Here is a 15,432-nt window from a genome sequence, read left to right as displayed (position 1 = left end):
CGGAGGGCTTGTTCCAACTCTCCGGGGACGATTCTATGCACCGGTATCTTTCATCTTGTTCCAAAAAATCGCATCCATTATAATAGAGATAGAAAGAAGGTGCCAACATGAAACATCGCATTGTGACGGCTGCGCAGATGAAGGAAATCGAACGGGCCGGGGATGCTCACGGTCTGCCTTACCTGCAAATGATGGAAAATGCCGGACTGGCTGCTTACGCTGAACTGCAAAAGCAGTTCCCGCATCCCGGCAGGCTGCTGGTGGTCTGTGGAAAGGGCAACAACGGCGGCGATGGGTTCGTGATTGCCCGTGCCGCTGCAAAAGACGACTGGAACGTGACCGTTTTTCTGGCCGAGGGCGAGCCGAAAACCGCTGACGCCATCCGCAATTTTGAGCGTCTGCACTTCCTGCCGGTGCACATCTGCACTGACGGTTCTGTACTGGAAACTCAGCGCTTTGCTGCCGTTGTGGATGCCCTCTACGGCACCGGGTTCCATGGTGAATTGCGGCCTTCCGGCCTTGCCGCCTGCGGGCTGATACGCCGTCTGCACAATGGCGGTGCCTTTGTGTTGGCCGTAGACCTGCCCAGCGGCATCAATACGGATACCGGGGAGGTTGCCGAAGGTGCTGCCCATGCAGATTTGACCGTAACCTTCGACAGCTATAAGCCTTTGCATATCGCAGAAGCTTCTGCGCCGCTGTGCGGAAAAATCGTCTGTGCCGACATTGGCATCCGGGATGAATGGCACCCGGAGTTTTGACGAGGGCTTGCCGCTGCGGAAAAGCACCTGTGCACAAAAGAGCCGCCGCACAAATCACTGTGCGGCGGCTCTCTAGCTCTCAGCACCGACGGTGTCACACCTTGCGCTCAAGGTTCTGCCGGAACAGCTCATACGCTGCCCGCATCTCCTCCGGCAGGCGCTTCAAGGTTTCCTGCTGCAATTCAGACGGCATCCCGTAAAAGGCTTCGGCAATGCCGCCGGTAATGCAGGCAAGGGTGTCGCTGTCACCGCCGAGGGAAACAGCATTGCGCAGGGCATCCTCAAAGCCGGTGCTTTCCAGAAAGGCAATGATGGCCTCCGGCACGGTCTGCTGACAGGTCTCCACATGGCGATAGCCCGGGCGAATTTCATCGCAGGTGCGGCTCAAATCGTAGCCGAAAGTCTGCTCCACATACTGCCGGATCTCCGGCTTGCTATGGCCGGTGCGTGCCAGAAAAATCGCTGCCGCCGTGGCCTGTGCGCCCTTGATGCCCTCCGGGTGATTGTGGGTGACCTCGGCAGTCACCTTCGCCATCTCCAGCGTTTTGTCCAGCGTATCGAACAGCCAGCCTGCCGCCGCCACCCGCATGGCGGAGCCGTTGCCAAAGCTGCCGTAGGGCTGCGGATGCTCCGCACGCAGCCACCGGCGGAACATCCCGCCGTAACCGGCATCGGGATATGCCTTGCCCAAACGCCGCATTTCGTGCTGCACCTCGGCAAAGGTTTTCGGTGCATCCCCTTGCCCTGCCATCAAGCCCCGTGCCACTGCGACCGTCATGACCGTATCATCGGTGAAGTGCGATTTTTCGCTCAGCAGCGGAAAGTCCTTGCTCTTGTGATTGTTCCGGTCAAACTCATTAGGATAAACAGGATAACTATATCAGCAGGAGCCTCCGGGCTCCTGCTTTCTTTCTGTTCTGCCGCCGTTTCGTGCATAATGCCGCAAAAAGCGTCATTCTCGAAAACTTTTTGCCACAAATTGCCAGATTTTACTTGACATTGTCCCTTTTAGGGTCTATAATAAGGGTGTAAGAACGAACGTGACCCGAAAAGGGTAGGAGGAAGATTATGAAAACTCTCGAATCCATGAAGCAGTTCATCCGCGAAAACAATTTTACCGCTCTGGTCAATGAGCTCGTCACCGGTGCCGACATGGACGTTGCAGACGCTGTCGAGTACGTCTACGACATGAAGACCCTCAGCAAGGCTCAGTTCGCAAGCAAGTATTTCGGTTGATGGTCGATAGGGGGTAACGATATGTTCAAAAAGTTGGTCAAGGCAATCGCCGCAATCCAGAACGAAAACGACCGCGACGAGTGCTACTGGCAGATTGACCGTGCATTCGAGGAAGAGCGCATCTCCTTTGAGGACCACGAGCTCCTCTACGGTCTGGCTGGTATGGTTGAGGTCGCTTAATTATTTGCTTTCGTGTGTCCCTTTTAGGGACGTCAAGCAAGCAGTAAGACCCGTTTCGGGTAGGAGGTTTTTATGGAGCTCTACAAGTACACCGGCAGCGTTGCCGCCCTGACCGTTCGTTTCGGCAAGGCCGAGACCATCACCCTCTACGACAGCTACGACGACAGCGTCGCTCCGGTTCGTCTTGATGTGCGCGGTGCTCTGGCCGAGTACATCAAGGAAATCGAGAGCACGGACAGCGAGGAGCGGTACATGAATCTCGACTGGTACTACGACTTCAATATGCTGCTCCGGCGCATTGAGGTTCCGGGCGTCCCGTCCGGAAAGGCGCTGAAGACCGTCGTCCCTGCCAAAGTTCTGACGCAGACCCGCAGCAACCCCGACGAGCTCGTCTGCTTCGGTTGCCCCGACTTCATCAACACGAGCAAGCCGGTCTCGATGGGTCAAGATGATTACCAGAACTTCCTCATGTGGAAGCGTGAGAACAGAGATTAAGGAGGTGCGCGTTATGACGCAGGTAAGGTATTTCGGGTTCGTCAAGGCCGAGGAGCCTTGGACGGGTAACCAGTTCAAGATGTACGCCGGAAAGAACGGCTCCACGTTTGGGAGCAAGGTTCCGGCCGGTTCTGTTGTGGAGTGCGGTTACAAGAGCATCAGCTCCGCCGACAGCGCAGCGAGGGAACTGAAATCCCGCTGCGAGAAGATGGGCCGCAGGGTTTTCTGCTGGGGTTACGAGAGCGTCGCAGAGGTGCAGTAAAGGAGGGTTCGTCTCATGCTTATTTTCAAAGAGGACAGCCGTACCGGTGTCTCGTGTGGGCTGAACGATTTCGGGGAACTTTTCATCGGCAACTCCCGCTCCGGCTACAATCTGTTTTATCCCCAATTAGGTGTAAAACTCTGCTCGATGGCGGGCGGCGGCGTACAAAAAATCTATATGGTGTTTTTTAGAGAACCGTCCCGGCGGGACAGGTCAGGCAGTGACCTGTTCCACCTCCGGGATGGGTTTGAGATTAAAATGAATTTCGATAGAAATGTGTCTTGTTTTATCTTCGTCAATGCGTTCATGCACGACGATTTCTTTGATTAAGCGGTTAAGGGTGGCTGCGTCCAGCTCTGTGATGTTGGCATATTCCTGAATGGCTTCCACCCATTGTTTTGCGTCATTGGCAAGCTGGACTTCATCAGACAGCCGCTTTCTGCCCTCGGACACTTTTGCTTTAAGCTCCGTCTGCTCGGTCTGTGTCTTTTCCAGCATGGTGTTGAAATTCTGCTCACTGATACGCCCTGCAATCATATCCTCATAAAGCCGCATGACCATTTTGTCCAGAACCTCAATCCGTTCCTCGTCCCTTGTAAGGGAGCGTTCCATTGCTTCCCGCTGTTCCCGCTGCTCTGCTTCACAGGTATTGGTCAGGCGGTCGGCAACCGCTTCCCCGTCCATCAGGGCAGCTCTGGCACATTCCCGGATTTTCCGCAGCACATGGCTGTAAAGGGTGTCATAGTCAATCCGGTGCTGGGTGCAGTGGTTCTTTCCAAAGGCGTTGTAGGTCTTGCAGGAATAAATCCGCTGGGGATGTTTTGCGTTTGTGTAGCGTACCGTCAGCGACTTCCCACACTCGCCGCATTTTAACAATCCGGCAAACAGGCTGATTTCATCGGTCTGCCCCGGACGCTGGCGGGATTTCAGCTTGTTCTGCACAATGTCAAAGCTCATGCGGTCAATCAGCGGTTCATGCTGTCCCTCCACCACAATCCAGTCCTCCGGCTTCTTTTCCCCAATTGTGCCGATTTTGAAACGGTAGTCTTTTTTCTGGGAAGCAATCGCACCGGTGTAGACGGGATTCATCAAAAGGTCTTTGATAACGGAGAAGTCCCACATATACCGCCCGTTTTCCGGGTCTTTCTTTTCCCATTTGGTTCGGGTGTTGCGAAGCCCCCGTTCCCGGTTCCACCATGTGGGGCAGGGGATTTTTTCTTCCTCCAGCCGTCTGCGGATATAGTTCGGACCATGACCGTTCAGGGCATATCCGAAAATCAGCCGCACAATCGGGGCGGTTTCCTCGTCAATGAGCAGATGGTTTTTGTCCTCCGGGTCTTTCCGATACCCAAACGGGGCAAGACACCCGGTAAACTGTCCTTTCTGCGCTTTCAGAAGATAAGAGGAATGGACTTTCTTGGAAATATCCTTGCTGTACATCTCATTCAGGATATTCTTGAACGGGGCGATGTCGTTGTTATCCCGCAGGGTGTCGATACCGTCATTCATGGCAATATAGCGGACACCGTTTCTTGGGAAAAAGTCCTCAATCAAATGCCCGGTTTGCAGATAGTTCCGCCCCAGTCGGCTGAGGTCTTTCGTGATGACAAGGTTGATTTGCCTGCGCTCAATAGCTCTCAACATCCTCTGTAAATCAGGACGCTCCATATTAAGACCTGTGAAGCCATCGTCCTGATAGACTGCCACAACCTCCCATCCCTGCTTTTCGCAGTATTTTTCCAGCATATCCCGCTGGTTGGCGATACTGGCACTTTCGCCTTGCAGGTCATCGTCCTTTGACAGCCTGCAATAGACCGCCGCACGATAGCCCCCGGCAAGTGCCGAACCGATTGTTCTGTATTCCATTTCGTTCATCATAGCCATTTACCCACACAATCCAGACGGTATCTGGCTCTTTTGAACCTCATCTTCATTATAGCCTATATCTTTCTTTTTAGCAAGATATTCTTTTGTATTTATTTTACCGTATTTCTGGGAAATCAGGCTGACGAACACATCGGTTGCGTCCAGTTCCCCGTCAAATACAGTGGTCACATGAATCTCTGTTTTGTTTTTTGCCATAGGCAGTTATCCTCCATACATGAAAATAGCCAGACAGAGGGTGTCGGCAACGAAGTCCGGCAACGGGCTTCAAAAGACCTTGCAAACAATCTCAATCTGGCGATGGTTACTATTTATACTTTTCTTTTATTTTTCTGTTGTTTTGGTTGTTATAAGGGAGAAAAGCCCGGAAATAAGGGGTTTTCCCCGGCAACCGGCTCGGCAACGGGATAGCAACAGGGGGTGCAACGGGCGGTCATTTTCAGAATGGAAGCTCCATCTGTTCTGTGACCTCCACAAAACCATCCATCGTTTTTTCAGACGGGTTGCCGGAGTCCGTTGCCGGGTTTTCACGCTCCCAGCCCTTTTGTCTGCCATATTCGGAAAACATTCTTGGGTTCGGGAAGTACCGCCAGCCGGTAATGCACTGGTTCATAATCTCGTTGATTTCCCGGATTTCCCATTGCTTCGGCTCGTCAAAGGTGTGGTTCAAGGCTTCCTTGTAAAGCTGCTTGGAACAGACCATGCTCCCGGTGTACTTATCAAGATACGCCTGTATCATTCCGGCTTTGGTGTCCTCCGGCATAAAATCCCGCTGGTGTTCTTTGAGATACCGCTGCATGGTGGGGCTGAAAGCCAGCTTGAACCTGCCGCTTCGGTAAATCTCCATAGCTTCTGCCCACATCTGCTCGATATAGGCTCTGGAAGCGGCTTCGTCCTCCAAAATGTGAACCTCCGCCTGCTCCGGGTACACCATGACCGGGATAAAACGGCGGTTGCCTGAACGGTCAAGGGGCAGGAAGTCAAGGGCATTGGAAGTGCCGCCAAACACGCACTGACGGGGGCGGTCTGCCGGGTGGGTTTCATAGGGTATCTTGTAAACCTCTTTCTGCCGGCTTAAAAACGACTTGATTTCCTCAATGCTCTTGGCGTTGGCGGTTGCCATCATTTCCGACATTTCGATAATCCAGTGACCTTGCAGCTTACGGTACACATTGTCATCGTCCAGCTTCCGCAAATCATCGGAGAACCACTCGTCCCGGACTGCCAGCAGACGGAAGAAGGTGGACTTGCCAGCCCCCTGACCGCCTACCAGGCAGAGCATGATTTCAAACTTGCACCCCGGCTGAAAGGCTCGTGAGATTGCACCCAGCAGGAACAGCTTCAATGCTTCATAGGTGTAATCGTCTGCGTCAGCCCCCAGAAAGTGCCGCAGGCAGAAACGGATTCGCTCTGTCCCGTCCCACACAAGGGTATTGAGATAGTCCCGGATGGGATGGTACTTGTTTTCATTCGCCACAATCCCGATGGCGTTATCAATCTTTTTCTCATTGGTAAGCCCATAGGTTTCTTCCAGATAAAGAAGCAGATACTTCATATCCGTATCGTTCAGGGCGGTGCTTTCTCTTTGAAAACCGATGGGCTTTATGATGTCCTTGCGGTCGGTCAGGATGTTGTATGCGATAGCCCCGGAAAGCAGCGGGTCACGCTGGAATACGGTCAGGCAGTTCCGTATGCTCTGACGGACACCGCCTTTCTCGGTAGTTTCCAGTCCCGCCTTGATTTCCTCAACGCTCTGTGGCGGCTGCATGGCGTTCATGGTGTTTTTTAGTTCTTGCTGCGTCTGCGGCTGCAAGCTCTGCCATTCGCTGTTCAAGCTGTATCACATCCTTTCCGTAGTCCGTAATCAAAGCCGCTTTTTCCTCTGTTTCCCCGAACAGAAGCACATCCAGCAGATATTCCACTTGGGCTTGCTTCTGTAAGGCTTCCACAAACCGGGGATGAAAGGCTTCCTCCGGGGAGTGCGGGACATAATCCTTTCTCCATGCCCGAAGCAGATGGAGATAATCGGCAAGAATACGGAAGCAGCGGTTCTTTACTTCCTGAAACTGTTCCTCCGGGGATTTCTGCCGGGGCTTGGGCTTTTTTGCCTTTCCCGGCGGTTTCCAGTCCTCATAGGAAAGCCCAAAGTCATTTACCAGTTGTACGGCGGCTTCTTTCTTTCCCAGCCCATACAGGGCGGCGGCAAAATCAATCACATCCCCATCCGCACCGCAGCCGAAGCAGTGGTAACGCCGATCCAGCTTCATGCTTGGGGTTTTATCGTGATGGAACGGGCAGCAAGCCATCCCGTTCCGACCTACATGGATTCCATAATGCTCCGCAGCCTGTCTTGTTGTGACGGACTGTTTCACAGCTTCAAATACATTCAAATCTATCCCTCCTTGAAAAAAAGAAAAGCACCTGACATTCTCTGATTGAAAATGGCAAGTGCCTATTAAAGTTCCATATCCTGTTGTCGGTGTTTCGCCTGTGCCGGGGCGGTTCTTTGTGCTTTTTTCTCGTCTGCCTTATCCTGCAAGACTTCCTTGATAGGCTGCTTCTTGGGCGGCTCTTTGCTTTCCTCTGTGCCGGGTGTGGCTTTCCGTACCCAGTAGCGGATGTCCCGCAGCTTCTTCAAATCCTCCTGTACCTCGGTCAGCGGTACTTTCAGCTCTGCGATTTCGCTAAGAAGCGTTTCTTGCTCCTCTTGTAGCTCCTTTTGGGTGCTGTCCTTATCGTCCGGGTGCTTGGCAAGGTAGGCGGCGGCTTTCTCATACCGGGCAACCTCCGGGTGTTCCTGTTTGAACGCTTCCTTTGTTTTCTTGAAAAATATCTTCTGGTACTTTTCATAGACGGGCTTACATTCCTTGCAGTCTGTCCGGCTGGCAAGAAGCCTGTCAATCACTTTACTGCGGGCTTCCTTTGGCTTCATCTGACTGCGGTAATCGGCGGCTGATTTCCCGGACGCTTCCAGAAATGCTTCTAAATCCTCCACAGTAGAAAGCCCCTTTTGCCGGAGATAGGACAGGGCTTCGCTGACTGCCTTTAAGTCCTGTGAAGTCCCCCGGTTCTGTCCAGCCCTCGTCCAGTCCTTCCGTTCTTCCTTTCGTATCGCCATATACTTCATCAGCAGATTGGGAAGAAGTGTTGCTTCCTCCGCCGCCTTTTGTGCAAGCAGCTCTTTCCGTTTTTCGCCCAGCTCGGTAATCCAGCCTTTGAGGTTTTGGATAAGCTGCCGGATGGACTTCATCAGATTGTTGGCAGCTCTGATTTCCCGGTTCAGGTTTCCGATATTCGTCTGGATACCCCGCTTTTCCATCTGCCGGACAGCAGCTCCCTCATGGACAGTAGGGACTATATCAAGCCCCTGTCTGGCATAGGAACGCAAGTCCACACGCTCCGGGCGGTCATTGGCTTCCAGATAGCGGTTCTGGATGACCTCCCATTCATGCCGCCAGATTTCACAATACTTCTGGTCGTTCCAGTCAACCGTATCCTCCTTGTGGCTTTTCCATCTGCCGGACGGAAGTTTGATCCGTTCCCCATTCTCGTCAAGGTCATAAACCTTGCGGCTCTTGGGAAGCCATTTCCCATGTTCGTCCATTGCCCGCATAGTGAGCAGGACATGGGCGTGGGGATTGTGTCCCGGCGGATGGGGGTCATGGATGGCAAAATCAGCAATCATGCCTTTGGAAACAAACTGCTGCTCACAAAACTCCCGTACAAGGACAGCGTACTGGTCAGGCGGTATCTCTCTGGGGATGGTAAGCACCCACCGCCTTGCAAGCTGGGAGTTCCATTGTTTCTCCACCGCTTCGGCGGCGTTCCATAGGGTATTGCGGTCTGCATATTTCTGTGGGGCATTTGCCGGGAGCAGGATTTCATTGTGGACGATACCACGCTTTTCCGGGTAGTGCTTCACTTGCTGGTCGTATTCACAGAACAGCTTTTCGCCGCTCTGGTAAGCAGCGGCGGCAACCGCAGACTGCTGTTGGCTGCGCTGAACAATCGTGATTTCGTTGTGCGGACAGGGCATTTCGTGTCCCTCCTTTCGGTAATTGGTGGATGGGTGGGCATTTTACCACCTCATTTTGGGCAGAAAAAAAGCAGGAGACCTTTTTCAGATTTCCTGCTCGGTGTGCCGCTGTGTAAACGGCGGGTATTTAGTTGTGAAAGTTCGGGACAAGTTGACCCGATGTGTGTAGAATAACAAACTGGATTTATTTTTCTTTACATTTTATGCCGTAATTTCCCCTACTACCATTTTCGTAGCCCCTATATATTTCATATCTTTTTCCATTTATCTCCACTTCGTCATCGTTAATAAATGTATAAGACTTACCATTTTCTTCACAATACTTTGAAATTGCTTCCATAGTTTTTGCAAGAGTTGGGTAATTGGCACTATCCTCATAAGGAACCCAAAAAGCTTTTTTAAACATATAAAATACCTCCTTCTAATTTGTTAAGTAATCCACGAATTTTCAAAGCGTTATAAAATAATAGTATCATACAGCTTCGCAAAAATCCACTTATAACTTCAAACTTGTCGGCTGGGAACAGCTTGCAACGCAAGGTGTCCCCAGATGGCAAGTCCACAAAAGGGTAGCTGGTGGTAGCCAGCGCAGGGGAAGCGTAGCGTCCCCTGTATGATTTGGAGCAGACCATGACTGCGGAAAATCACAGCCCTCCGGCGAGGAGCCTTCGGAGAACGCAATGCACCAACCTCTGGGTGGTGTATAATTGCGCCCTTAGTAAACTAAGGGGTTTCCGGCTTCTCCCGTTCCAGCAGCTTTTTCAATAGTTCCTGCGTGTCCTGCCTGTGAAAAATGAGTTTCAACAACAGCATGACATCATCATCTGTCAGGAGTTCCGGCTCTTGCAGAAAACTTTCCAGCATACCGCCACGAGTGCAGAGCCGGTGCGTCCGTTCCTTTCGGGTAAGCTGCTTCAACTGGTGCTGCAATGCCTTTTCATCATTGATGGCTTTCCGCAGTTTCTTTTCGCTTTTCTCCAGTTCCCGGTTGAGTTTTTCCAGCTTTGAGGTATCAGGCAAGGGCAGCGTCCTCCTTTCCCGGTATCAGCACATAAATTCTATTCGGTTCTCCCACGCCCTGACGCACCCGCATGATAAGTCCGGCGGTTTCCAGTTCATTCAGAGAACGCTTGACCGTCATGGGACTGCGGGACAGGACTGCGGCAATGGCTGTGACAGGGAAGCAGACAAACAGGATTCCGTTCTCGTCCTCCTGCCCTTTGGATAGTATAGCGTCCAGCATCCGGCAGTACATGACCTTTGCGGTGCTGCTGACTGGAAATCCTGTCAACGCTCTGGGAAAGGGCATACAGGGCGGCAATGGTGTGTCTATCGTCATAAATTCAAAATTCATTCGGTGTGTTCCTCCTTTTTCTTTGCTCGTTTGGATAAATAACGGGGGCAGTCAACCACAACCGCCCGGAAGCTCTGCTTGCACCCATGCTGGCATTTCCGGCATAATTCGTTGTAAGTGACACGCCCCCGGTCATTAAGGTAAAAGGAAAGCTCATGCTTCCTCTTTTTGCTCATTCTCGGCATATTGCACTTCCTCCCGTTTTAGTGTATGGTTTCGGGGCGATTTTCGGCAAAATTACAGCCATAGAGCCGCCTAAAATCTCCCGAAGTATCAGCGATAGGGTAGACTATCCCCCTATCAGATTGTCGTGTTTCGGTATCATTTCGGTATCAGTTCGCCAGTTCTCCCCGGTGTCGTTCCTCCCCTGAATCTCACAGCGGCGTATCGCTCCCTTTGGTACGCTCGTTTCGGTCAGGGTTCCTCCATATCCCTGCCAAAAGTCATGGCGCTACATCGCCGGGGAAGCATATCCCACACAGGCTGGTCATTCGATTGGAATAATCCATCGATGAACTACCTGTATCATAGAACATTTTTGTGCCCTGTGCCGTATGTCCACAAAGTAGGAATTAAGGGTAAAAATCAGAAATTTCCACGATTGCGGAAAGTATGATATAATCCAGTTAAGCGGCAGTAATGAAACCGCCGGAAAGGAGCGTGCGCCCATGAAAGGAGCGACAAGCATACAGGAACGCCTTTGGGAACTCCGCAAGGACAAAGGCTTAAATCTGGAAGAATTATCAGAGCTGACGGGCATTTCCAAATCAGCTCTTGGCAGTTATGAAAAAGAGGATTATAAGGAAATCAATCATGGCAACCTTATCACGCTGGCAGACTTCTATGGGGTTTCCGTTGATTATCTGCTGTGCCGGACAGAGAACCGGGAGCAGATCAACACGCCACTAACAGAGCTGCATTTGAATGATGAGATGGTGGCACTTCTGAAAGGCGGTCGGATTAACAACCGTCTGCTCTGTGAGCTTGCCACTCATAAGGACTTTATCAAGTTTCTTGCGGACATTGAGATTTATGTAGATGGGATTGCCACCATGCAGATTCAAAACCTCAACGCCCTTGTCGATACTGTCCGGCATGAAATCATTGAACGGTATCGCCCCGGCGAAGACGACCCGCATTTGAAAGTGCTGCAAGCCGCCCATATCAGCGATGATGAATATTTCAGCCACATGGTTCTTGATGACCTCAATCTCATTATCCGGGATATTCGGGAAGCCCACAAAAAGGACAGCGAGAGTGCGCCCCAGACCACCGTTGCCGATGAATTGAAAGAAAATTTGGAAGCGGTTGAAAATTTCAAGGGCAGTCGGGATGAAAAGCTGGTTGTCCTTTACTGCAAGCAGCTCGGCATCAACTATAAAAATCTGTCAGACGAAGAATTTCGCTGGCTCATTCGGATTCTACAAAAATCAAAGAAAACAGGAACTCCTATCAGTCAAAGGAAAAAACGGTAAAGAAAAACCGCTGTTGCATGGTTGTGTTTGCTTCCATGTAGCAGCGGTTGGTGCTATACTTATTCAGTTAAAATTTCAAAGCGATAAAGTGGAATTTATCTTAGAAATTACAGCAATGTTATTTTGATAAACTTTCAAGAATTGAAATATCATGCTTATCTTTATCTCTTAATTCATAACCTGAGTGGAAAACTCTTTGGCCTTTTAAGGATATACAAGGAATTGTTTTTCCTTCAAAAAAAGCACTACCAAAGTAATCTTTTTCAAACTCATACCAGCCACCCTCTAAATCAGCTTGTTTTGAAGTTCCGTCCTCATTTAAAACGAACGGGTGAATGTCTAAGTAACCAAGTTCATCACTATATAACTCTATTCTAACCGGTTTCCAGTCTGTATCAATTTTATAGCCCAGATTCAAAAGCACATTTAACAATTTTTCCGTATGTTGAGCATCAAAATTTATATCTATATCTCTATGAATTCTTGTTTGTTTACCAGCTAAAATATCTACACCCCATCCGCCATCCAACCAGTATGTAATTCCAGTATTTTCGAATAATTCTATTACTTTCATTAAATCTTCTTTTGTTGTTATTTCTTTTCTACCCATACAAAGTCTCCTTTACAACTTCTAATTTGTAATAATCATTCTACCATACCGTTATGAATAAATCATCTCATGTAAAACAATTTCTTCTGCCCGGTTGTGAATGTTATTGCAACGCTGCACCCATTCCATTTGACGGGTACGCTTCAATTCCTCGGTCACGCCCTCGGCAGCTTTCATCTGCTCCATGATGGTGTCTAACCGTTTCTGTGCCTGTTCGTTCAGGTCTGCAAGATATGTCCACAATTCCCCGGTCAGGGTCAATGTGTGTAATCTGGCTGGGCAGACTTCTCTTAAATATTCCCGGTGCATCCGTCCGTACTTTCCGATGGGGCGGTGTTCCTCCGGCAACTTCAAGTCCGGGATGTAGTAATCTCCAACAAGGATATAATCAATTCCGTTTTCTTTTATTCTTGGTTTCAATTCGCTCATGTTCCTTACCTCCTGTGGAAGCAGGCTCGTCTGGTACTAACTCAATCACATCGGTAATCTCACAATTCAGCGTTTCGCAGATACGGGCTAATGTATCCATGCTGATGTGCTTTCCCTCTTTGCTCATGTTGGCAATCATATTTGTTGTCATACCAGCAGCAAGCCTTAAATCCTCTTTTCTCATATCACGCTCTAACAGTGTGTGCCAGAGTGGTTTATAGCTGATGTGCATATTGTTTTCCTGCCTTTCTATCCATACCACCGGAGCGGCTGCCCCGGCAGGCACTTTTCTCTTATTATAGCACCAATCTTGTGAAATCACAATTTATTCTTGTAGCCTGCCGCTGATACCGTCTGGATTGGCTTTTCCTTTCTTTTTGTTCCCTTTAATTAGCCATGAACTGCCTGACACCCCGGAGAACCGAGAGAAGATTCTGAAAGATTTCGACTGCTGGTGGACCGGCTGGACGAAGCCCATCTTGTGATGGCCACAGCAAGGTCTGAAAGGAGTATTTTATGACAAACGAAAGTAATTTCCCTGCCGTGTTCTTTGAGGATTTTCTCGCCGCTCTCCGCAAGGTGCAGGACGAGAACCGCATCCACGGGAATGTGGAGGTCTTTGAGCTCCGGCCGTCTCCTGACGGTGCTGTTCATCTTGGCGTGAGCTGGCCCTCCATTGGGACGGTTCCGCCGGAGGAGGCGAAGAAGTTCGCCGAGGAGGTCACCCGGGCGGCCGCCGCTGCCGCTGCCTTTCCGTACAACGGCTATGTGTATACGTTTGAATAGGAGGTTCTTCTGATGACCGTTCTTGAGCGTTTGAAAGCTGCCGGGTATGACCCGGCCGTGTCCCTGTTCCCTGACAGTATCGGGAATGCCGGTTCCATGGAGTGTGAGCGCATCCAGATTCGCACGTTCTTCTGCCGCCCTCGCGAAAACGAGGCCGCCATCGGGGTGACTGCAACCGCGATGACCCACTTTTCCGACGGCTCGACCCGTCCGTATCCGGACGGCTGGCCGCGTAGCCTTGAGGCCAGCGTCACGCTCTACTTCGCTGGCGACGCAGAATTTCATTATTTCGGCAACGTCGCCACCGACCTTGTCGGCTCCGATGCCGAGTTCCGATACAGGCTCTTGAGCCGCTGTATTCAGGACTGCAAGTATTTCCTCGGCTGCGGCTCGCGTTTCAGCAAGTACCTCTGGGGCTGCTGCGTTGAGAATCATATTCAGGCCATGCGCATCCTGTGGGACAGCTTTTCCGACGACGAGAAGCCGGAGTGGACCTCTCTCGAGGAGATTGAGCGGTTCAGCAAAAAGATGCTCGAGGAGGAGATTTACTGATGGCTGCCCAGAATTTCAAGTTGTTCCTTGGCTGTCTCGGAAACGGCGTAACAGTCTGCAACTCCGCCGTGATGGAGGACGGCGATTTTAAGATGGTCGCTCACATCTCCAACGAGGGAAAAATCACTTGGTACGTCGGCGAGGATTACCCGCCTGCGGATGCTCTCGCAAGCATCCGGGCCTGCGCGGAGCAGGAGCGGGCAAAGTACGAGACATGGCTCAACGGCCTGTCTCCGGCCGCGCGCCGGGAGTATCAGCTCGAGCGGCTGCCGCTCCCTGAGTTTCTCGAGGAGCTCCGCAAGGCAAAGGAAGAAAGGGAGGGAGCCTAATGGTCCGCGATATCCACGATTATGACAGCCTCAAGGAGGCATACGATATCCTGCTCATGTTCGAGCGGTTTCCCGGTCCGGTGCGTAGTGAGCGCGTCGAGGAGTTCGTCACTCAGCTCAAGCGCGACATCCGAGAATATGTCAATCGGGTTTCCGATTGCCACATCATCCGCGACGAGTTCGATTCTTTCGTTGAGCTCGTTAAGCTGCCAGAGAAGCTCTCTCCCCTCTCAAAAGAGAGCGTTCTCGAATGGTTCTATATGCACCGGGCCTACCGCGACGACCGTTATGACGGCATGGGGTGCTCCGGTCAGTTCTTTACCACCCGCGTCAGGCTCTTTCGCCGTCGCGGTTGCTGGTACGCCTATCATTTTGTTTCGGTCGATATGTAAGGAGGTTCGCATGGAAATAAATATCACATACAAAAGCCCGGAGCACGAGGCCGCGTTCCTGTCTGAGCTTCAGCGGATTCCTCACATCGTAAATCCCGAATCCGGGCGCATCAATCCGTATTGGGGCGCGTCCCTGTATCTGCTCTCCGCGCTCACGCGCTGGCCGGAGCTCCGCATTGCCGTCATTGGTGAGGACTACATGATGTTTACGGCTGCAGAAGAGGCGTTCAATTTAAGCCAGAATGAGCGCATCGTCGTCGAGCTGGCTGCCAATTTCTATAATGCCGGTCTATGGGAGATGCCCGGTTTCGAGATGGTCTACGCCACCTGCGACACTGCTTTCACGCTCATTCTTGAGGCGTTCCGCCTGCGTCGTGCAAATCTCTTTTACAAAGACGGGGAGGTGTCCGCAGAATGGGAAGAAAGAAAATGAGCCTCCGGCGCGCTGTCGCCGTCCTGAGCTTCATTGGCACGGACGACTTCGGCCGCGAGGTGTTCGTCGATGAGCTGGGCACAATCTGGAAGTACACAGAGCCCGGTCCAATGCCGAGGGAGCGTCACGACAAACTCTATACTGCATCCAGTAATGGCCGGGACGGTGAGCCGGACCTGCCGATGTCCGATGCGTTCGACTACAAGATTATCAACTAG

General features: G+C 51.3%; 25 protein-coding genes and 1 pseudogene. 13 read left to right on the top strand and 13 right to left on the bottom strand.

Annotated features, from left to right (window positions below; genetic code table 11):
• Positions 1-107: 107 nt before the first annotated feature.
• Positions 108-761, top strand: coding sequence for an NAD(P)H-hydrate epimerase (locus ACKXF9_RS14330; RefSeq protein ID WP_418266575.1), 654 nt, complete (start codon positions 108-110; stop codon positions 759-761).
• Between the two features lie 94 nt (positions 762-855).
• On the opposite strand, the pseudogene ACKXF9_RS14325 reads toward ACKXF9_RS14330, so the two are convergent.
• Positions 856-1,620: pseudogene (locus ACKXF9_RS14325) on the bottom strand (ADP-ribosylglycohydrolase family protein); the annotation flags it as partial.
• Between the two features lie 209 nt (positions 1,621-1,829).
• On the opposite strand from ACKXF9_RS14325, the gene ACKXF9_RS14320 reads away from it, so the two are divergent.
• The 4 genes from ACKXF9_RS14320 to ACKXF9_RS14305 all read left to right on the top strand — a co-directional run bounded on the left by ACKXF9_RS14320 (position 1,830) and on the right by ACKXF9_RS14305 (position 2,934).
• Positions 1,830-1,997: a hypothetical protein gene (locus ACKXF9_RS14320; protein WP_154251261.1), complete on the top strand. Its 168-nt coding sequence runs from the start codon at positions 1,830-1,832 to the stop codon at positions 1,995-1,997.
• Between the two features lie 21 nt (positions 1,998-2,018).
• The gene (locus tag ACKXF9_RS14315; RefSeq protein ID WP_154251260.1) at positions 2,019-2,177 is read left to right on the top strand and encodes a hypothetical protein; all 159 of its coding nucleotides are present in this window, start codon (positions 2,019-2,021) and stop codon (positions 2,175-2,177) included.
• 72 nt (positions 2,178-2,249) lie between these two features.
• Positions 2,250-2,672, top strand: coding sequence for a hypothetical protein (locus ACKXF9_RS14310; protein WP_249258138.1), 423 nt, complete (start codon positions 2,250-2,252; stop codon positions 2,670-2,672).
• Between the two features lie 13 nt (positions 2,673-2,685).
• A complete protein-coding gene (locus ACKXF9_RS14305; RefSeq protein WP_249258137.1) occupies positions 2,686-2,934 on the top strand; it encodes a hypothetical protein in 249 nt (82 codons plus the stop codon).
• 213 nt (positions 2,935-3,147) lie between these two features.
• Here the strand turns inward: ACKXF9_RS14305 and ACKXF9_RS14300 are convergent, their stop codons facing one another.
• Together ACKXF9_RS14300 and ACKXF9_RS14295 are read right to left on the bottom strand one after the other, a co-directional pair.
• Positions 3,148-4,818, bottom strand: coding sequence for a recombinase family protein (locus ACKXF9_RS14300; RefSeq protein WP_055262334.1), 1,671 nt, complete (start codon positions 4,816-4,818; stop codon positions 3,148-3,150).
• Complete coding sequence (locus tag ACKXF9_RS14295; RefSeq protein ID WP_003533377.1) at positions 4,819-5,016, bottom strand: hypothetical protein; 198 nt, start codon at positions 5,014-5,016, stop codon at positions 4,819-4,821. It lies immediately after the preceding gene.
• On the opposite strand from ACKXF9_RS14295, the gene ACKXF9_RS14290 reads away from it, so the two are divergent.
• Positions 4,990-5,229, top strand: a complete 240-nt coding sequence (locus tag ACKXF9_RS14290) for a hypothetical protein (RefSeq protein ID WP_021682886.1) — start codon at positions 4,990-4,992, stop codon at positions 5,227-5,229. The two genes, ACKXF9_RS14295 and ACKXF9_RS14290, sit on opposite strands and share 27 nt — an antisense overlap.
• Before the next feature lie 28 nt (positions 5,230-5,257).
• Here the strand turns inward: ACKXF9_RS14290 and ACKXF9_RS14285 are convergent, their stop codons facing one another.
• The 7 genes from ACKXF9_RS14285 to ACKXF9_RS14255 all read right to left on the bottom strand — a co-directional run bounded on the left by ACKXF9_RS14285 (position 5,258) and on the right by ACKXF9_RS14255 (position 10,393).
• Positions 5,258-6,595: a VapE domain-containing protein gene (locus ACKXF9_RS14285; RefSeq protein WP_418266574.1), complete on the bottom strand. Its 1,338-nt coding sequence runs from the start codon at positions 6,593-6,595 to the stop codon at positions 5,258-5,260.
• A complete protein-coding gene (locus ACKXF9_RS14280; RefSeq protein WP_418266573.1) occupies positions 6,564-7,208 on the bottom strand; it encodes a CHC2 zinc finger domain-containing protein in 645 nt (214 codons plus the stop codon). Before ACKXF9_RS14280 ends, ACKXF9_RS14285 begins: the two co-directional genes overlap by 32 nt.
• A gap of 65 nt (positions 7,209-7,273) precedes the next feature.
• Positions 7,274-8,854 (bottom strand): MobQ family relaxase, encoded by a 1,581-nt coding sequence (mobQ, locus tag ACKXF9_RS14275; protein WP_418266572.1) that lies wholly within the window; start codon positions 8,852-8,854, stop codon positions 7,274-7,276.
• 184 nt (positions 8,855-9,038) lie between these two features.
• Positions 9,039-9,260, bottom strand: a complete 222-nt coding sequence (locus ACKXF9_RS14270) for a DUF4318 domain-containing protein (RefSeq protein ID WP_002596507.1) — start codon at positions 9,258-9,260, stop codon at positions 9,039-9,041.
• Between the two features lie 317 nt (positions 9,261-9,577).
• Positions 9,578-9,874: a DUF3847 domain-containing protein gene (locus ACKXF9_RS14265; RefSeq protein ID WP_055149727.1), complete on the bottom strand. Its 297-nt coding sequence runs from the start codon at positions 9,872-9,874 to the stop codon at positions 9,578-9,580.
• Positions 9,867-10,208: a DeoR family transcriptional regulator gene (locus tag ACKXF9_RS14260; RefSeq protein WP_055149730.1), complete on the bottom strand. Its 342-nt coding sequence runs from the start codon at positions 10,206-10,208 to the stop codon at positions 9,867-9,869. The genes ACKXF9_RS14265 and ACKXF9_RS14260 overlap by 8 nt, the downstream gene beginning before the upstream one ends.
• The gene (locus ACKXF9_RS14255; RefSeq protein WP_025544156.1) at positions 10,205-10,393 is read right to left on the bottom strand and encodes a hypothetical protein; all 189 of its coding nucleotides are present in this window, start codon (positions 10,391-10,393) and stop codon (positions 10,205-10,207) included. The genes ACKXF9_RS14260 and ACKXF9_RS14255 overlap by 4 nt, the downstream gene beginning before the upstream one ends.
• A 483-nt stretch (positions 10,394-10,876) precedes the next feature.
• Between ACKXF9_RS14255 and ACKXF9_RS14250 the strand changes: the two genes are divergently transcribed.
• Entirely contained in the window at positions 10,877-11,683 is an 807-nt protein-coding gene (locus ACKXF9_RS14250) for a helix-turn-helix domain-containing protein (protein WP_002584331.1), read from the top strand.
• A gap of 118 nt (positions 11,684-11,801) precedes the next feature.
• Here ACKXF9_RS14250 and ACKXF9_RS14245 read toward each other — a convergent pair whose 3' ends face one another.
• The 3 genes from ACKXF9_RS14245 to ACKXF9_RS14235 are packed head-to-tail and all read right to left on the bottom strand — an operon-like array spanning position 11,802 to position 13,044.
• Positions 11,802-12,293: a nucleotidyltransferase domain-containing protein gene (locus tag ACKXF9_RS14245; RefSeq protein WP_009266803.1), complete on the bottom strand. Its 492-nt coding sequence runs from the start codon at positions 12,291-12,293 to the stop codon at positions 11,802-11,804.
• Positions 12,294-12,344: 51 nt separating this feature from the next.
• A complete protein-coding gene (locus ACKXF9_RS14240; protein WP_002584333.1) occupies positions 12,345-12,722 on the bottom strand; it encodes a TnpV protein in 378 nt (125 codons plus the stop codon).
• Positions 12,682-13,044 carry a helix-turn-helix domain-containing protein gene (locus tag ACKXF9_RS14235; protein WP_007887891.1) on the bottom strand — a complete coding sequence of 121 codons (363 nt, stop codon included), beginning with the start codon at positions 13,042-13,044 and terminating at the stop codon, positions 12,682-12,684. The genes ACKXF9_RS14240 and ACKXF9_RS14235 overlap by 41 nt, the downstream gene beginning before the upstream one ends.
• Positions 13,045-13,238: 194 nt before the next feature.
• Here ACKXF9_RS14235 and ACKXF9_RS14230 point away from each other — a divergent pair, with 194 nt between their 5' ends.
• Genes ACKXF9_RS14230 through ACKXF9_RS14205 form a run of 6 tightly spaced genes read left to right on the top strand, consistent with a single transcriptional unit; the run spans position 13,239 to position 15,432 of the window.
• A complete protein-coding gene (locus ACKXF9_RS14230; protein WP_249258136.1) occupies positions 13,239-13,508 on the top strand; it encodes a hypothetical protein in 270 nt (89 codons plus the stop codon).
• A 12-nt stretch (positions 13,509-13,520) separates the two neighbouring features.
• On the top strand, positions 13,521-14,060 hold the full coding sequence (locus ACKXF9_RS14225; RefSeq protein ID WP_249258135.1) for an LPD11 domain-containing protein: 540 nt from the start codon (positions 13,521-13,523) through the stop codon (positions 14,058-14,060).
• Positions 14,060-14,389, top strand: coding sequence for a hypothetical protein (locus ACKXF9_RS14220; protein ID WP_249258134.1), 330 nt, complete (start codon positions 14,060-14,062; stop codon positions 14,387-14,389). The genes ACKXF9_RS14225 and ACKXF9_RS14220 overlap by 1 nt, the downstream gene beginning before the upstream one ends.
• Positions 14,389-14,781: a hypothetical protein gene (locus ACKXF9_RS14215; protein ID WP_249258133.1), complete on the top strand. Its 393-nt coding sequence runs from the start codon at positions 14,389-14,391 to the stop codon at positions 14,779-14,781. The genes ACKXF9_RS14220 and ACKXF9_RS14215 overlap by 1 nt, the downstream gene beginning before the upstream one ends.
• A gap of 10 nt (positions 14,782-14,791) precedes the next feature.
• Positions 14,792-15,214: a hypothetical protein gene (locus tag ACKXF9_RS14210; RefSeq protein ID WP_249235677.1), complete on the top strand. Its 423-nt coding sequence runs from the start codon at positions 14,792-14,794 to the stop codon at positions 15,212-15,214.
• Positions 15,196-15,432 (top strand): hypothetical protein, encoded by a 237-nt coding sequence (locus ACKXF9_RS14205; protein WP_249258132.1) that lies wholly within the window; start codon positions 15,196-15,198, stop codon positions 15,430-15,432. The genes ACKXF9_RS14210 and ACKXF9_RS14205 overlap by 19 nt, the downstream gene beginning before the upstream one ends.

The organism is Faecalibacterium sp. 9 (assembly GCF_048320955.1).
Taxonomy (GTDB): Bacteria; Bacillota; Clostridia; order Oscillospirales; family Ruminococcaceae; genus Faecalibacterium; species Faecalibacterium wellingii.
This window is presented reverse-complemented; position numbering and strand designations above follow the sequence as displayed.

Bases quoted from the DNA above. Each gene is read 5' to 3' on its own strand.
- ACKXF9_RS14330 (WP_418266575.1), top strand. From the start codon at position 108: ATGAAACATCGCATTGTGACGGCTGCGCAGATGAAGGAAATCGAACGG.
- ACKXF9_RS14320 (WP_154251261.1), top strand. From the start codon at position 1,830: ATGAAAACTCTCGAATCCATGAAGCAGTTCATCCGCGAAAACAATTTT.
- ACKXF9_RS14315 (WP_154251260.1), top strand. From the start codon at position 2,019: ATGTTCAAAAAGTTGGTCAAGGCAATCGCCGCAATCCAGAACGAAAAC.
- ACKXF9_RS14310 (WP_249258138.1), top strand. From the start codon at position 2,250: ATGGAGCTCTACAAGTACACCGGCAGCGTTGCCGCCCTGACCGTTCGT.
- ACKXF9_RS14305 (WP_249258137.1), top strand. From the start codon at position 2,686: ATGACGCAGGTAAGGTATTTCGGGTTCGTCAAGGCCGAGGAGCCTTGG.
- ACKXF9_RS14300 (WP_055262334.1), bottom strand. From the start codon at position 4,818: ATGGCTATGATGAACGAAATGGAATACAGAACAATCGGTTCGGCACTT.
- ACKXF9_RS14290 (WP_021682886.1), top strand. From the start codon at position 4,990: ATGAATCTCTGTTTTGTTTTTTGCCATAGGCAGTTATCCTCCATACAT.
- ACKXF9_RS14295 (WP_003533377.1), bottom strand. From the start codon at position 5,016: ATGGCAAAAAACAAAACAGAGATTCATGTGACCACTGTATTTGACGGG.
- ACKXF9_RS14285 (WP_418266574.1), bottom strand. From the start codon at position 6,595: ATGAACGCCATGCAGCCGCCACAGAGCGTTGAGGAAATCAAGGCGGGA.
- mobQ (WP_418266572.1), bottom strand. From the start codon at position 8,854: ATGCCCTGTCCGCACAACGAAATCACGATTGTTCAGCGCAGCCAACAG.
- ACKXF9_RS14270 (WP_002596507.1), bottom strand. From the start codon at position 9,260: ATGTTTAAAAAAGCTTTTTGGGTTCCTTATGAGGATAGTGCCAATTAC.
- ACKXF9_RS14260 (WP_055149730.1), bottom strand. From the start codon at position 10,208: ATGAATTTTGAATTTATGACGATAGACACACCATTGCCGCCCTGTATG.
- ACKXF9_RS14255 (WP_025544156.1), bottom strand. From the start codon at position 10,393: ATGCCGAGAATGAGCAAAAAGAGGAAGCATGAGCTTTCCTTTTACCTT.
- ACKXF9_RS14250 (WP_002584331.1), top strand. From the start codon at position 10,877: ATGAAAGGAGCGACAAGCATACAGGAACGCCTTTGGGAACTCCGCAAG.
- ACKXF9_RS14245 (WP_009266803.1), bottom strand. From the start codon at position 12,293: ATGGGTAGAAAAGAAATAACAACAAAAGAAGATTTAATGAAAGTAATA.
- ACKXF9_RS14240 (WP_002584333.1), bottom strand. From the start codon at position 12,722: ATGAGCGAATTGAAACCAAGAATAAAAGAAAACGGAATTGATTATATC.
- ACKXF9_RS14230 (WP_249258136.1), top strand. From the start codon at position 13,239: ATGACAAACGAAAGTAATTTCCCTGCCGTGTTCTTTGAGGATTTTCTC.
- ACKXF9_RS14225 (WP_249258135.1), top strand. From the start codon at position 13,521: ATGACCGTTCTTGAGCGTTTGAAAGCTGCCGGGTATGACCCGGCCGTG.
- ACKXF9_RS14220 (WP_249258134.1), top strand. From the start codon at position 14,060: ATGGCTGCCCAGAATTTCAAGTTGTTCCTTGGCTGTCTCGGAAACGGC.
- ACKXF9_RS14215 (WP_249258133.1), top strand. From the start codon at position 14,389: ATGGTCCGCGATATCCACGATTATGACAGCCTCAAGGAGGCATACGAT.
- ACKXF9_RS14210 (WP_249235677.1), top strand. From the start codon at position 14,792: ATGGAAATAAATATCACATACAAAAGCCCGGAGCACGAGGCCGCGTTC.
- ACKXF9_RS14205 (WP_249258132.1), top strand. From the start codon at position 15,196: ATGGGAAGAAAGAAAATGAGCCTCCGGCGCGCTGTCGCCGTCCTGAGC.